The following is a 14,064-nucleotide window of genomic DNA, read 5'->3' as shown; positions in this document are numbered from 1 at the left end:
TTAAACAGTTGTAGCACTTCCAATTTTGTAGCATATAAAACCAATCTTACTTAAAGCTTTTGTATCTAAAATACCTCTGCCATCAAAAATAAATGCTGGTTTATGCATATTATCGTATATTTTTTGCCAATCATAGGTTTTAAACTCATCCCATTCAGTTAAAATAGCAATAGCGTGAGAATTCTTAATTGCATTGTAAGGATTATTTTGAACTTTCAATAGCTTCCTGTTCTCTTCTTCCGAGCGAGAATTTAAATAGTCTAAATCAGCATAAATACGTTCTTCAGTAACTTTGGGGTCGTAAACTGATAAATTTGCCTTTTCGCTTAATAAGTTATCAGCTACTTTAATAGCTGCGGATTCACGCGTATCATTTGTATCTTTTTTAAACGCCCAACCAAAAAATGTTATTTTTTTACCTGACACTGTATTGTATAGTGTACTAACAATATTATCTGAAAACCTGTTTTTTTGATAATCGTTCATCAAAACAACTTGTTCCCAATAATCAGCCACCTCATCTAAGCCATACGTTTTTGCAATATAGACTAAATTTAGAATGTCCTTTTGAAAACAAGACCCACCGAAACCAACGGATGCTTTTAAAAATTTTGGCCCAATTCTACTGTCCATTCCTATAGCTTTGGAAACTTCGTTAATATCGGCTCCTGTATTTTCACATATTACAGACATGGCGTTTATGGAAGATACGCGTTGTGCTAAAAAAGCGTTGGCTGTAAGTTTCGATAATTCTGATGACCATACATTTGTAGTTAAAATACGCTCATTAGGAATCCAATTTGCATAAATATCAACTAAAGCTTGTATAGCTTTTTGTCCTTCTTGTGTTGTGTCACCACCTATTAAAACTCTATCCGGATGTAATAAGTCTTGTACCGCAGTTCCTTCAGCCAAAAACTCAGGATTTGAAAGTATTTGAAATTGAACACCGTTTCCAGTATTCTCTAAAATACTTTTAATGGCTGATGCTGTTCTAACAGGTAGAGTCGACTTCTCGACAACGATTTTATCTTGCTTTGCTACCCGAGCTATTTGACGAGCACATAATTCTATATATTTTAAATCTGCCGCCATTCCTTTTCCTTTACCATAGGTTTTAGTTGGCGTATTTACCGAAATAAAAATCATGTCAGCATCATTTATAGCCTTATCAACTTCTGTAGAAAAAAACAAATTTCTTCCTCTGGCCTCTTCAACTACTTTGTCTAAACCTGGTTCATAAACAGGCAACCTACTCAAATCTTTATGATTCCATGCTGCAATCCTGTCTTCATTAATATCTACCACTGTCACCTTTATGTTTGGGCATTTTTGAGCAATGACGCTCATAGTTGGTCCTCCTACATACCCAGCTCCAATGCAGCAAATGTTTTTAATGGTCATCATTCGTGTTTTTAATTAATACAAATATAAGTTCTAAAAAAAGAAGAATAGAATTGTCTTCTTATTTTATTAGTTCTTTTCTAAATTTATCTAAAACTTCTTTCTGAGAATAATTTCTATTAACGTAAGTTTGAGCATTGTACCCCAATTCCTCCCTTAACTCATCGTTAATTATTAAATTACTTATAAAATCAATAACCTCTTTTACAGAGCTTCCATTAGAATAGTAACCTCCCTTTGATTCGTTAAAAATTGTAGCAACTTCACTTTTCAAATTACCAGTGACTATTGAAGGCTTTCCACTTGCCATCATTCCCAATAATTTAGATGGCATTACTGTATCGATTACATCCGTTTTTTGAAATAAGATGTGCAAATCTGCCCCCGATAATAAAAGGGGTAATTCTTCAAAAGGCACTAGATTATAGTGTTTTACGAAGTTATATGATTGGATAAAACTTAGTACTTTTTCCTTTTCAGCACCTTCTCCCACTAGGATAACTTCAATATTTGGAATTTTCTCAATTTCTTTTACAAACTTTAAAAAGAAACCCCAATCTTGCTTTGCGCCTATATTGCCTGAATACAATATTTTGAAGCTATTGGACTCTAAATATGGATGAACATTACTTTCAGTCTTAACAAATAATGACACATCTATCCAATTCGTTAAATAATATGTCCTTGTATTTGTCTTTTCGTTCAACTTACTCATCATTCCGTGGCTTATAGTTGAAACAATGTCCGCCTTTGACAGAATCCATTTCTCAATCGAGATTAATATTTTAAATAGATTTTTAACATTCCCGTTAAGTAACCCAGAATCAATGGCGGCATCAAACTCAAAGTCTTGAATATGAACCCATAATTTTGATTTATACCTCAGTTTTAAAAACCACCCAAGTAAAGCAGAAGTTGTAAAAGGGATGATTGAAATAACAATATCTGGTTTAGTAACCCTAAAAAGATTAAGGAAATTACCAAAAGTAAAAGATATTAAATGAATTATTCTTTTTGAAAATGTTGGATTACTTGGCACATATTGTTTGCTTCGTAAAACTTTAACCCCATTTATAACTTCTCTCGCTAAATAGGGCTTAGCTTTATAATTCTCTCTAATTTTCCATTGAGGATAATAAGGAAACCCTGTTATTACTGTAACATCAAAACCATTTTGAGCTAAATACTCTGCCTTCTGTGTTGTATAAAGCCCTATAGCACTATCTTCCGGGTAATAGTTTATTCCAATTATTATAATTTTTTTATTCAACCTTTCGTTTCCTTATTAGTTTAGCAGGAGTTCCTGCATAAATTGAAAATTCCTCTAAATCATTAAAAACCGAACTCCGTGCACCTACTATACATCCTTCTTTAATTGTTTTACCTGGAGCCACAAAAACATCTGTTGCTAACCAACATTGATTTTTAATGGTTATTTTTTTTGCATAAATAGGGAAGTCAATTTTTGTGTAATCATGAGTTCCTGTACATAAATAGCTTCTTTGAGAAATTACTGTATTACTACCAATTTCAATTTTTCCCAATGAGTAGAGTACAACATCATCTCCTATCCAACTATAATCCCCAATTATAATTTTCCAAGGATACGTAATTTGGGCTGTGGGTCTAATAATAACTTTTTTGCCAATTTGAGCCCCAAAACAGCGCAATAAAAAGCGCCTCCAGCCATATAAGACTTGAGGAGAAGTTCTAAACAAACTTTTTTGCACAACCCACCATAGTTGAACAATAAATTTAGGTTTTCCTCTAAAATTTTCAGGTGTTTTATATAGGTTCAGGTTTTGAATTGTCATATTTATCAACTTCTAAGATTTTACTTGAATGGTTTAAAAAAATAACTAAAAAGAAAAACAAAATTACACCTGATTGTCTTACTAAAATATTCTCCGTCAGGAGTATTATCACATAAAAAAATAAAATATACGACAATACTTCACTTTGGTTTTTAAATGCTTTTTTAAAATTAGAATACAAAAAATAAATGAAAAACATGAATCCAAACACACCTGTTTTTAAAATTATATCTAAATATTGATTATGAGAATTAAACCTGTTCTTTAAAAGTATGTTGCTCTCATTAGCATAACAAAGGTTTAGAACATGTTGAGAATCTCCAATTCCATAACCAAAAATAGGCTCATTTTTTATTAATTTAAATACACATTTATATATTCCAATTCTAATGCTAGTTGAAAAATTTTCATTTATTCGAGTATGTGTTTCAACTGTAAGTGCTTCATTAAACCGTCTATTAAACGTTAAAAAAAATATAGAAATAAATATGATAAGGATTGTTAGTCTAAAATTTTTCATTGTTTTTAAAGTATAAACCAAACAAACCAATAGCAAGCTAATTATTACGCCTTTACTTACTAATATTATCAAAAGAAATACGTTTGTTAGAGTAAATAAAACGAATAGGTAATTATGCTTGCCTAAAATCGATTTTTTATTTACTAAGTCTAAAAAGAAAATTACTGATAATGACAAAAATATTGAAGCGTAAATTGGATGTTGTCCAATCAAAGGAACATCCTCAATTTGGCTTCTGAACTTATCTGTATACCAATTTAGATGATAACTTGTCGTGCTATCTGAAACAATAAAAAGTAAAGAAAGAACCGAAAAACAAAAGGATGAAATAATAAAAATTTTAAAAAATTTAATCTTTAACTTTTTGTCAAAACTGTACTGAGATAGAAACCCATTGAAGATAATTGGAATTATTAAAATTGAAAGACCTGTCTCCAATTTAACCAACGCCACTTTAATATTTTCAGTATAAATAAGGCTTATTAAATACGCAAAAAAAAGCGATGAATTTATTAATAACCATTTCCAATTTATTTCCTTTTTTATATTACTAAATAGAGTCACTACAAATAGTAATATAATAGGAAATCCTTTTATAGTATTAGGTATTATTGGAAATAGTGCAAAAATCAGCACTGATAAGACTATGTGTTTTTCTTTTATTAAGTCCTTGCACATCATTTACTAAACTGATTTAATTACGAACCTAAACTTTTTAAAATAATGAAATGCTTTAAGTATGATTACCAAGAAAACGAATACCAAAAACTCGTCTGAAAATGGCATCCTAAAGATAAGTATTCCAAAAAAAAACATCACAATATTGGACATTAATCCATAGCTCTTCAGGGCATTTGTTAACAAAACATCCGTATACCAAAGTAAAATTGGTAGAATTATTATTCCAAATAAATAAAAATTCATGTACATTTCTCCTATTACAGTAGTAACTAAGGAAGCTCCTCCTAAATAATCGGCTGCTAAAACCGTGATACTTTGTGGCTTATTTTCCCAAATAGACCTTGGTAAATAAAATACAAATGGTTTTAAGTAAGTGGCTCCGTACAAAAAATCATTATACCCTCTGAATAAATCGTACATTACATTTACGTTAACAGATTCTGATATACCAATAAAAAAATAAGTGAAATTAGGGGGCTCCAGAAGCATAGCCCTTTTTAGAGATTCGACAAAAATATTCCATGTAGGTAGGCCTTCTGCGAATAAAGGTCCTCTCATATGTCTAAAAATTGAGGCAAAGTAACCTAAAACAAAAACACTAGGCACTAATATTGGAAAAGATATTAGTGTTTTCTTAGGATATTTTTTAAACAGTAAAAGTCCAATAATAATTGCTGTACAAAATAAATATATTCTATTTCCTGAAAAAAACATATCTAAAAAAGCAAAAGAAACAACAAAAAATAAAAATTTAAAAAAGTTCAACTCGCCTTTTATCCATTTATATACTATTGATGAAATTACTAGTACTTTTGCTGAATTAATAATAAATGCAACTAAAACTGCAATCGCTCCTGAAGATTTAAAAAAATGATGCCTGTTTTGATACCAATTTCCACCTTCAAGTAAGCCAGAGCCAATAAAAACAAACAGCATCCCAACAATGTAAATAATAAGGTAATATTTAATACTTGGTTTAAAAATATTAGCGCCTTGTTTTTTGTTGTTAATTTTAGATGGAATGTATAAATAAACTATTATGGAAAAAATAAATGCTATTAATACAAATGAAGTGTCAATATTAGATTTTAAAACTACATGATTAACAGTTGTATAGTAGAAATCTTTTTCAGATAGTAGTAATACGCCACTTAATATCATTATCCAAACTGGGATAAAGACAAAAAAGAGTAGTGCAAATGATAGTCCTGCCTTAAAATTTACTCCTTTATTGAATAGATTCTGCAAGAGGGAGAATAGAACCAATAGAAATTCGATAATAAATAAAGTTGAAATTAAATGCTGCATCATAAAGTTTTTAATCTTTTAAAATAATAGAAACCAATAAAAACCAGCAGAAGCTCGGTTATCGTTACTATTACAGCTATCCCATAAATACCAAAAAATTGAACAAAAATTAAATTCATTATCATGTTAAATATCCCTCCAAAAACTAATATGTTCATCCTTACTTTATAACGCTTAATTGCTGGAAAATATAACATGTTATACAGCATATTCAAACCAGAGAAAATAGAAATAAAACTTAATATTCTAAACACACTGGCATAACTGGTAATTAAACTGTCATCATATACTAATGACAAAATGCTTTTTGAAAACAATAAGATTACAACCGTAATTAAGGTGCTTATAACAAATACTGGTGGCATTATTTTATTTATAATATGTTTTTTTTCTCCATCTCTTTGTCTTGCCACCCAAGGGTATAAAGCTTGGTATAAAGGCACATAAACATTTTTAACAGCTAAAATAAGCTTTTCCATACTAGAATAAACTCCAGCAATAATATTTCCTGAAAACAAACCCAAAACAAAAACATTACTCGCTGTATAAAGACTGGTAGCAAAGTTGGAAACAAATAAACTAAAGCTATCTGTTAGTAATTGTCTTATTAGTTTACTTGACGGCAGCTTATACTTAAAATATTTAAAGCTTAAAAGAAAGCCTATTAAACCCGAAACTATAAAACCTAATGAATTATATATAGGTACCTTAAAATAATCTAATTCTGTTTTTATTAGAAAAAAGACTAAAGCCGTAAATATAACTTTCGCCAAAATGTTAATGATAGTAACAAACTTCATTTTTTCAATACCCTGAAAAAACCATACAGGAAATAATGCTTGACCAATAACAACTCCAAAACTTAGTAAATAAATTTCCGCATCAACACTAAACCTTGTGAAAAAATTTACAATTAAAAAGAGAATGCCAAAGGCCACTATTAATAACCCTAATTTAATTATCATTATTGCCAAAAAAATTTCGCCAGTTTTTGTTTTGTCTTCTCTGGCCAAAGATATTTCTCGCGTACCGCTTATATTAAAACCAAAGTCTACAAAAACAGTTAAAAAAATGCCTAGAGATTGAGCGAACATGACTAATCCAAATTTTTCAGCTCCTATTACTCTTACCAAATAAGGTAGCACTAATAATGGTAAAATATAATTAGCCCCTTGTAATAATATTAGCGAGAAAAAATTTTGAACAACAATTTTCTTTTCCTTGTTTGCTAATCCTCTTAATATTTTTTGAAATAAGTTCATGTTTATGTAATTATTTCTTCAAAATATCCGCAAGTCTATTAATGAAATCTTCAGGCCTAAAAGTATTTTTTGCGTAATGATGATTGTAAACCATGATATCCTTAAAACCTTTTATATTACTGAATATATATTCTAATTTTTCTGCAATTTGCTCGGGATCTCTTTTGTTAACGATATAACCATTTTTATCTGAACAAATATCTAAAATACCCGCATGATCTGTGGTTATAATAATATGCCCCGTTAACATAGCTTCTAATAAGGCTATAGGTTGACCTTCCATATTGTAATAGGTTGGCAAAATAAAAACATTTGAAATTTTATAGACATCCACTTTTTCTTGCCCTCTAATAGGTTTTGAATATTCTATATTAGGATTGGAATTTATATAGTTCAATATTTTGTCTTTCTGTTCTTCATCAATTCCGCCTACAATTTTTGCTTTGTAAGGCACCCCTTTACTATTTAAAATATTTAATGCCTCAAATACATCAAAAATGCCTTTCCCTTCCATTAAATTACTTAACCAAAGTATGTTTAATCCATTGGTATTTACCGCATCTTCTTCTGTAATATTCTTAAGTGTTTTTTCTACGAAATAAGGCATCCAAAAGATCTTATCTTGAGCTAAAAAAGGAGTTAAATTGTCTTTTAAAAGTTCTGATGATACAATACCCTTGTTAGCCCTAGAAAGGACATAGTGAAATAGTTTTTTCTTAAAACCAGAAAGCAAAGCATATTGCATTTTTAAATAGTTCCCATGCACATGTATAACCACCTGTTTTCCTAAAAGCTTAGAGATAAAAACAAAAGGAGCATCTTTTAAAACACCAAAAAAGGTTAAACCTATGGCTATATAAGTAATATCTGCTTTAAAAATTTTAACAGCTTGAAAATACTGGCTAAAGTAAAAAAACACTTTTTTAAACGAAAACTCTCCAATAGCTTCATTAAACTCTGGATAAGCTCTATTTATTATAGTAACATTAAAATTCTCCTCCTGATTTAGTTTTTCTAACACTAAATCATTTACAACACTACATCCCGTAACTGGTGGAGATATAGGGCCAATAAGTAAAACATTTATATACTTTTTATTTTTACTCATTATTATTGTTCGCGAAATAATTTAATAAAAGTGTTTCCCATTGCATTTATTGAATATTTTTCTTTACAATAATTACTAATATCTTCACGCTTTTGCATCCAACTCTGCTTATTCTGATAGATTCCCAAAATTTTATTTTTTAAACTTTCTAAATTATCTGTTTCAAAAAAAAGTGCATTTTCATTCTTAATTACTGCTTCAATTTCTGGTGAATGGTTTTCGGTTTTCGAAACCAACATTGGAACCCCAAAACCAAAACTTTGAGTTACAGATAATCCAATATAACCAGGTGATACACTAAAAAGTGCTTTTGAATAGAATTCTGCTAATTTTGAATAATCTGAAATATGTCCAGTTAAAATTACTTTACCTTCTAAATTGTGTTTTTCCACATATGCTTCTAAATCGGGCCTTTCTTCTCCATCTCCTACAAAAACAAGTTTTATATTATCTTCGAGGTTGGGAAGAGCCTTATGGAATGCCTGCAATAATAATTTTGGTTTTTTTAAAGGGGTTAGCCTTCCTACATAAATTAAATGGTTTATTTCTTTAGGATTTTGATTACCAACAACCATTTCGTTTTTAAAATAAAGCGCATTTGGTGCGAAATTAACTTTTAAATGTGGTTCTGCGGCTACTAATTCTTCTTTTTGAGATTTAGTATATACAATTATACTATCTCCCAAGCCGCGCATTATTTTTCTTAATTTATCTGTTTTGCTTTGGCTTCCAGACCTTGGCCAAGCATGACCCCATAAAATGGTTTTTTTGTTAAGAAACTTTCTGACAATCAAGGTAATCCAATTTGAAATAATCCTTGGATTCATTTCCATGACTAGGATTTTACATTTTATAACATCTTTCCACATTCCTGTTTGTATTAAGAAAGTGCGATTAAATAAAAAGTGGTTTTTTATTTGTTTAAATCCTGAAATGCTTTGGTCTGTTTTTACTGTAGTTTCAAAATACTCTAAACCAGCATATACAGCAAATGCTTCACCAAATTCTTGCTTAATGTAATAGTATAATTTACTCCTATAATCTGGTGCTACTGTTTGTAATATAATGTACTCTTTTTTCATCAAAATACTATTCCAAATTATAGTTTCAACATTATTTAAATCCCACTTAACTTTCGAACGTCTTCAATTAATTTTGCCTGTACCAAAATGTTATTCCACTCTTTGCTAAATGTTTTTTCATTAATTGATTCCATGAAATAAGAAATCATGTTTCCAAAATGGTCGTCTTTAGGTAATTCTATTTCCTCGTAAAATCCTTGTTTTTCTAAAATAATTGTAGGATTAAAATCTGGCTTGGCCGTAAAGGCTCTTGTTGATGTGATTTTACCATTACTACCCCATATTTCATAATTACATTGGTAAAAATTATCAAAACCAAATGCAACTTCAGAGAATATTTCTTTGCTTTTGTTAACTAAAAACGCTCCGCCAAACCAATCAACATTATATACTTTATTAGTTTTTAGAAAAGCTGATTTAACTTCAAATCCTTCTCCCATTATAAATGAAGTAGCCTTCAATACATATGCGCCAGAATCTAATAAGGCACCTCCTCCTAATTCTTTTTTATATCTAATGTTTGAATCTTCAGAAAATGGAGGAAAGCCAAAAGAGCTCCTAAATGCTCTTATTTCTCCTATCTCCCCTTTTTCTAATAAGTCAAATACGTATTGATGTTGCGAATGGTGCTGAAATTGAAAATTTTCAACAATTGCTACTTTTTTTTGTTTAGCAAGTTCAATGAGCTCCTTAGCCTCTGTGTAGTTATTAGTTGCCGATTTTTCTACTAATACATGTTTCCCTTCTAAAACCGCCTTTTTAACCCACTCAAAATGTAATCCAGTTGGAAGAGGTATATATACAGCCTCAATATTTTCTATTGCTAGCAATTTATTATAGCCTGTAACAAAATTGCAGCGAAATTCTTCAGCAGCTTTTTTTGCTTTTTCATAATCTCTACTTCCAATAGTAATTTGTGCGTTATTATCTGTTCTTAAAATCGCTGGTATAACAGCCGATATAGCAATATTAGCACAGCCTAAAATTCCCCAATTCATATTATTTTGTTTAATTTTTATAAGATAACGCTGCTACTAAGCTACGGGCCTGTATATTCACATAATTATTAAATACGATAAATTTTTTTAATTGGTTTAGTGTTAACCAAGTGAAGTTTTCTGGTACTTCTATAGAAAAATCATCTCCTAACTTTATTATAATGTTTCTATTTTGCTCTCGATAGAAACGCCCTCCTTCTTCAGATTGTAGTGTATCGAATATAACTTGTTCTTGCTTGGCGTTTAAAACTTCTTTAAGGAATGGTATTTTAAGTTGTTGTTCTTCTTTTTCTAAATATACACTGCTGCATTGAACAGTTGGAGCTATCTCAACTATATCAAAATTACCAGCCTCGAGTTTAGCTTGTACTAAGAAGTGAAGAACTCCTTCTATTTCTTTAATAATAAAAGCACAAACTCCTTCATCACAAGGTTCTACTAGCGGTTGATGCCAGGAGGTAACTTCTCTATTCCCTATTTCTACATTAACACCTATTACTTTAAAAAATCGATTGTCTTTATGCTCTATAGTGCTATCTGAAATTGTCCAGTCTTTTAAATCCATTAAAGACTTATTTTTAATAGACAATTCATATTTAACTTTCTGAGCGGTTAACCAATATATTATTTGATTGAATGAAAGGAAAGATTGATCGTTTACCAGAGCTGATGTTAATAATTCATTTTCAACAGAAGTGCTTTCAAAGTTCATAACATTGTGGAAATTCAATGTCCTTCTAGAATAATCGCCAAATGATATCCCTGATATAACAGTACGTGTATCCATATTGATAATGTTATCTTTTTTCATTAAGTGTTTTATTTGACCTAATGTTAGCCATTTAAAATCTTTTAAGGGCTCAATTTCTTTATCAACTTTTATTATAATGTTTCTGTTTCTCTTTTTTAGAAATCTAGCACCTTGTTCAGATTGTAGTTGGTCTAATAGAATTTCGTCTTTTGTAGCATTTACAAAATGTTCCAAATAATTAGGAGTTTTACCGCCATGAACTTGTGTGTAATTACTTTTTGTTGCTTGTATTGTTGGAGATAGTTGTACGTAATTAACATTCCCTGGTTCAATTTTAGTTTGAACCAAAAAATATAACACACCATTAAATATTTTAGTAATAAAGCCTAAGTATCCTATTTCTGGTTGATTAATAATAGGTTGATCCCATGTTTTTCGATGCCCATAATTGGTGACTACTTCTAAACCCTGGATTGAAAAGAATTTGTTAGAACTATGAACCACAGCTCCTTTTTTTTTATCTAATCTCCAGCTATTCATTGCATCAAAAGGAATTCTTTTGATATCTACGCTTACCTCTTCGTTTCGTTTTTGTACCCAATCTAAAATCTCTTCTGTATTATTAAAAGGATTATCTAGGGTTAAAGCAGATTTTAAAAATAAAAGTTCTATGTCTTTTTGATGAGATATATAATGCATACTAAGTGTTTATATTATTTATCCAACTAGCTAACGAAAAATATTTATTTCCACAAATTTTTTCTATTTTCTGAGAATTAAAAATAGTATCTCCACTTTCTTGTTGTAATGCTAATTCTGGCCAATCAATGTATTTTACATTTACTTTGAATTTATTTGCAACCATAGTAGCAACTTCCTTTAAAGAATATGTTTCTCCGCCAATATTATATACTTCACCATTGCTAATTTTAAGGGTTGAAATCTCTAAAATTTGATTACATATATCTCCAACATAGGTAAATGTCCTTTTAAGTTCTCCATCGGCATACAGTGTTATAGCTTCATTGTTTTTTGCTTTATTTAAGAAAAAGCCAATAGTACCGTATGAATAGTTGTTATTTAACATATTTCCATAAGGTACACAAATACGAAATACTGTATAAGGAATGTTATAATAGGTTTTAAACATCTTTAAAACGGTTTCATTATGAAACTTATTTAAAGCATAAATTGTTTTAAACTCTTGTCTTGCATCTTCTGTTAATGGAATATCTTTAACCCCTTTATAAACTAACCTTGTTGATGGGAAAATAATTTTTGGAAGTACTTTTTTATTTTTTATTAAAATTAAAATGTTTAGCAATCCTTTCTCATTAACGTCTATAAACTTATTATAATTATTAATTGAAACATTTGTTCCCGTAACGCCAGCGAAATAATAAACGTAGTCAACATTAAAATCAATCTTTTCGAGTTGAGAAAGATCTGTGATATCAATTTTTTGGTAATTAATTACTTTGCTTGTAATTGGTTCTTCATTTATATCATAAGCAAATACTTGAAAGTTTTTAGATAATAATTGATTAACTAAATGACTTCCTATATATCCTTCACTTCCAAAAAAAATAACTTTTTTCATAAATTATAATATCATTCATGTACACTTACGGTTTTGTGGCAATAATTTTAACCTGACTTGTACTACTAATTCCGCCATAAATTCTACAAATAACATTAAATAATTTTTCACCCATTATCTTTCGTATCATAAAATATTTCGGAGGCCAACGGTGTTTTAATTCTTTTACGTCATCAATAACAAAACCTGCGCTTGTAAATAAATTTCCTAAATTCATTTCTGACCAAGTGTAAAGATGAAAATTAATATCATTCGGTTTATATCTATTTTTCTTTTCGTAAGGCACAACAAGAATTATTTTACCTCCTATTTTGAGCTTTTCATAAAGCTTTTTAATTTCAGATAGTGGACAAGGAACGTGTTCTAATGCATGGTTTGAAACAATTAGATCAGCCCAATTATTTTCAATCTCCTTTGCGTCCGAAACAGTCTTTATTCCTAAGCCTTTCGCTATTTTTACAGCACTTGGGTTTATTTCTATACCGATTTTTTCTTTACAATCAAAATTAGACAATAAATACCCTCCTCCTGATCCAAAATCGATCACTTTATAATCTTTTTTAACATATTTTTTAAACTTAAAAAGATTGGCCTTTCCTCCAAATGTCCCAACGTGTTTTTGATAATCAAAATAATCTCGATTGTAATGTGTCATGATATCTCGTTTTAGCTGCTTTTAATTACACTTTTTAAATAATCACCATAGCCACTTTTGCCATATTTAGAAGCTAATTTTAAAAGTTGTTCTTTGTTTATAAACTTACTACGATATGCAATTTCTTCAATACAGCTTATTTTAAAACCTTGTCTCTTTTCAATTACTTTAACAAACTCTGAAGCCTCATGTAGTGAATCAAAAGTACCCGTATCTAACCATGCAGTACCTCTTGAAAGCACACCAACATCCAAAATGCCTCTTTCTAGATAAGTTTTGTTTACATCTGTTATTTCTAATTCTCCTCTTGCACTTGGTTTTATTGATTTTGCTATTTCCACAACATTATTATCAAAAAAATACAATCCTGGAATAGCATAATTTGATTTAGGTTTTAAAGGTTTCTCCTCTAAAGATATTGCTTTATACTCTTCATCAAATTCTACAACTCCATAGCGTTCTGGATCTGATACTGGATAAGCGAAAATTGTAGCTCCAGTTGGATTTACTTTAGACTTAAGTAGTTTAGGAAGTTCTGAACCGTAAAATATATTATCTCCCAAAACCAAAGCAACACTGTCATTACCTATAAACGAATCACCTATAATAAAAGCTTCGGCAAGCCCATTTGGGTGTTCTTGTATTTCGTATGAAAAAGAACAACCTAAATCTTCTCCATTACCCAATAAATCTCTTAAAAGCGGTAAATGACCTGGTGTTGAGATTATTAAAATTTCACGAATCCCAGCCAACATTAAAATAGATAAAGGATAGTATATCATTGGTTTATCATAAACAGGTAATAACTGTTTACTAATTGTCATGGTTAAAGGATATAGCCTTGTACCCGATCCTCCTGCTAATATAATTCCTTTCATATT

The 14,064-nt window shown here is 29.9% G+C and carries 13 protein-coding genes; all 13 read right to left on the bottom strand.

Translation table 11 applies throughout. The features are described from left to right. The 13 genes from L3X39_RS03095 to rfbA all read right to left on the bottom strand — a co-directional run bounded on the left by L3X39_RS03095 (window position 1) and on the right by rfbA (window position 14,061). The gene (locus L3X39_RS03095; RefSeq protein ID WP_237230639.1) at window positions 1-1,404 is read right to left on the bottom strand and encodes a UDP-glucose 6-dehydrogenase; all 1,404 of its coding nucleotides are present in this window, start codon (window positions 1,402-1,404) and stop codon (window positions 1-3) included. Between the two features lie 61 nt (window positions 1,405-1,465). Continuing rightward, entirely contained in the window at window positions 1,466-2,674 is a 1,209-nt protein-coding gene (locus L3X39_RS03090; protein ID WP_237230278.1) for a WcaI family glycosyltransferase, read from the bottom strand. Continuing rightward, complete coding sequence (locus tag L3X39_RS03085) at window positions 2,667-3,218, bottom strand: putative colanic acid biosynthesis acetyltransferase (protein ID WP_262910949.1); 552 nt, start codon at window positions 3,216-3,218, stop codon at window positions 2,667-2,669. The genes L3X39_RS03090 and L3X39_RS03085 overlap by 8 nt, the downstream gene beginning before the upstream one ends. Further along, a complete protein-coding gene (locus L3X39_RS03080; RefSeq protein ID WP_237230637.1) occupies window positions 3,190-4,416 on the bottom strand; it encodes an O-antigen ligase family protein in 1,227 nt (408 codons plus the stop codon). Before L3X39_RS03080 ends, L3X39_RS03085 begins: the two co-directional genes overlap by 29 nt. A 6-nt stretch (window positions 4,417-4,422) precedes the next feature. Then, window positions 4,423-5,580, bottom strand: coding sequence for an O-antigen polymerase (locus tag L3X39_RS03075; RefSeq protein WP_237230277.1), 1,158 nt, complete (start codon window positions 5,578-5,580; stop codon window positions 4,423-4,425). Window positions 5,581-5,726: 146 nt separating this feature from the next. Further along, window positions 5,727-6,989, bottom strand: coding sequence for an oligosaccharide flippase family protein (locus L3X39_RS03070; protein WP_237230276.1), 1,263 nt, complete (start codon window positions 6,987-6,989; stop codon window positions 5,727-5,729). 10 nt (window positions 6,990-6,999) lie between these two features. Next, window positions 7,000-8,097: a glycosyltransferase family 4 protein gene (locus L3X39_RS03065; protein ID WP_237230275.1), complete on the bottom strand. Its 1,098-nt coding sequence runs from the start codon at window positions 8,095-8,097 to the stop codon at window positions 7,000-7,002. A gap of 2 nt (window positions 8,098-8,099) precedes the next feature. Continuing rightward, window positions 8,100-9,179 (bottom strand): glycosyltransferase family 4 protein, encoded by a 1,080-nt coding sequence (locus tag L3X39_RS03060; protein ID WP_237230274.1) that lies wholly within the window; start codon window positions 9,177-9,179, stop codon window positions 8,100-8,102. A 35-nt stretch (window positions 9,180-9,214) separates the two neighbouring features. Beyond that, window positions 9,215-10,177 (bottom strand): Gfo/Idh/MocA family protein, encoded by a 963-nt coding sequence (locus tag L3X39_RS03055; protein ID WP_237230273.1) that lies wholly within the window; start codon window positions 10,175-10,177, stop codon window positions 9,215-9,217. A 10-nt stretch (window positions 10,178-10,187) separates the two neighbouring features. Next, complete coding sequence (locus L3X39_RS03050) at window positions 10,188-11,627, bottom strand: NDP-hexose 2,3-dehydratase family protein (RefSeq protein ID WP_237230272.1); 1,440 nt, start codon at window positions 11,625-11,627, stop codon at window positions 10,188-10,190. 1 nt (window position 11,628) lies between these two features. After that, window positions 11,629-12,528, bottom strand: coding sequence for an NAD-dependent epimerase/dehydratase family protein (locus L3X39_RS03045; RefSeq protein ID WP_237230271.1), 900 nt, complete (start codon window positions 12,526-12,528; stop codon window positions 11,629-11,631). Window positions 12,529-12,553: 25 nt separating this feature from the next. Then, window positions 12,554-13,183 carry a class I SAM-dependent methyltransferase gene (locus L3X39_RS03040; RefSeq protein ID WP_237230270.1) on the bottom strand — a complete coding sequence of 210 codons (630 nt, stop codon included), beginning with the start codon at window positions 13,181-13,183 and terminating at the stop codon, window positions 12,554-12,556. Window positions 13,184-13,194: 11 nt separating this feature from the next. Beyond that, the gene (rfbA, locus tag L3X39_RS03035; RefSeq protein ID WP_237230269.1) at window positions 13,195-14,061 is read right to left on the bottom strand and encodes a glucose-1-phosphate thymidylyltransferase RfbA; all 867 of its coding nucleotides are present in this window, start codon (window positions 14,059-14,061) and stop codon (window positions 13,195-13,197) included. Window positions 14,062-14,064 lie beyond the last annotated feature (3 nt).

Source organism: Flaviramulus multivorans, from assembly GCF_021728415.1.
Lineage (GTDB): Bacteria > Bacteroidota > Bacteroidia > Flavobacteriales > Flavobacteriaceae > Sabulilitoribacter > Sabulilitoribacter multivorans.
This window is presented reverse-complemented; position numbering and strand designations above follow the sequence as displayed.

Excerpts from the sequence above, each read along its gene's own strand:
- L3X39_RS03095 (WP_237230639.1), bottom strand. The coding sequence starts at position 1,404 with ATGACCATTAAAAACATTTGCTGCATTGGAGCTGGGTATGTAGGAGGA.
- L3X39_RS03085 (WP_262910949.1), bottom strand. The coding sequence starts at position 3,218 with ATGACAATTCAAAACCTGAACCTATATAAAACACCTGAAAATTTTAGA.
- L3X39_RS03080 (WP_237230637.1), bottom strand. The coding sequence starts at position 4,416 with ATGTGCAAGGACTTAATAAAAGAAAAACACATAGTCTTATCAGTGCTG.
- L3X39_RS03075 (WP_237230277.1), bottom strand. The coding sequence starts at position 5,580 with ATGATATTAAGTGGCGTATTACTACTATCTGAAAAAGATTTCTACTAT.
- L3X39_RS03070 (WP_237230276.1), bottom strand. The coding sequence starts at position 6,989 with ATGAACTTATTTCAAAAAATATTAAGAGGATTAGCAAACAAGGAAAAG.
- L3X39_RS03065 (WP_237230275.1), bottom strand. The coding sequence starts at position 8,097 with ATGAGTAAAAATAAAAAGTATATAAATGTTTTACTTATTGGCCCTATA.
- L3X39_RS03060 (WP_237230274.1), bottom strand. The coding sequence starts at position 9,179 with ATGAAAAAAGAGTACATTATATTACAAACAGTAGCACCAGATTATAGG.
- L3X39_RS03055 (WP_237230273.1), bottom strand. The coding sequence starts at position 10,177 with ATGAATTGGGGAATTTTAGGCTGTGCTAATATTGCTATATCGGCTGTT.
- L3X39_RS03050 (WP_237230272.1), bottom strand. The coding sequence starts at position 11,627 with ATGCATTATATATCTCATCAAAAAGACATAGAACTTTTATTTTTAAAA.
- L3X39_RS03045 (WP_237230271.1), bottom strand. The coding sequence starts at position 12,528 with ATGAAAAAAGTTATTTTTTTTGGAAGTGAAGGATATATAGGAAGTCAT.
- L3X39_RS03040 (WP_237230270.1), bottom strand. The coding sequence starts at position 13,183 with ATGACACATTACAATCGAGATTATTTTGATTATCAAAAACACGTTGGG.
- rfbA (WP_237230269.1), bottom strand. The coding sequence starts at position 14,061 with ATGAAAGGAATTATATTAGCAGGAGGATCGGGTACAAGGCTATATCCT.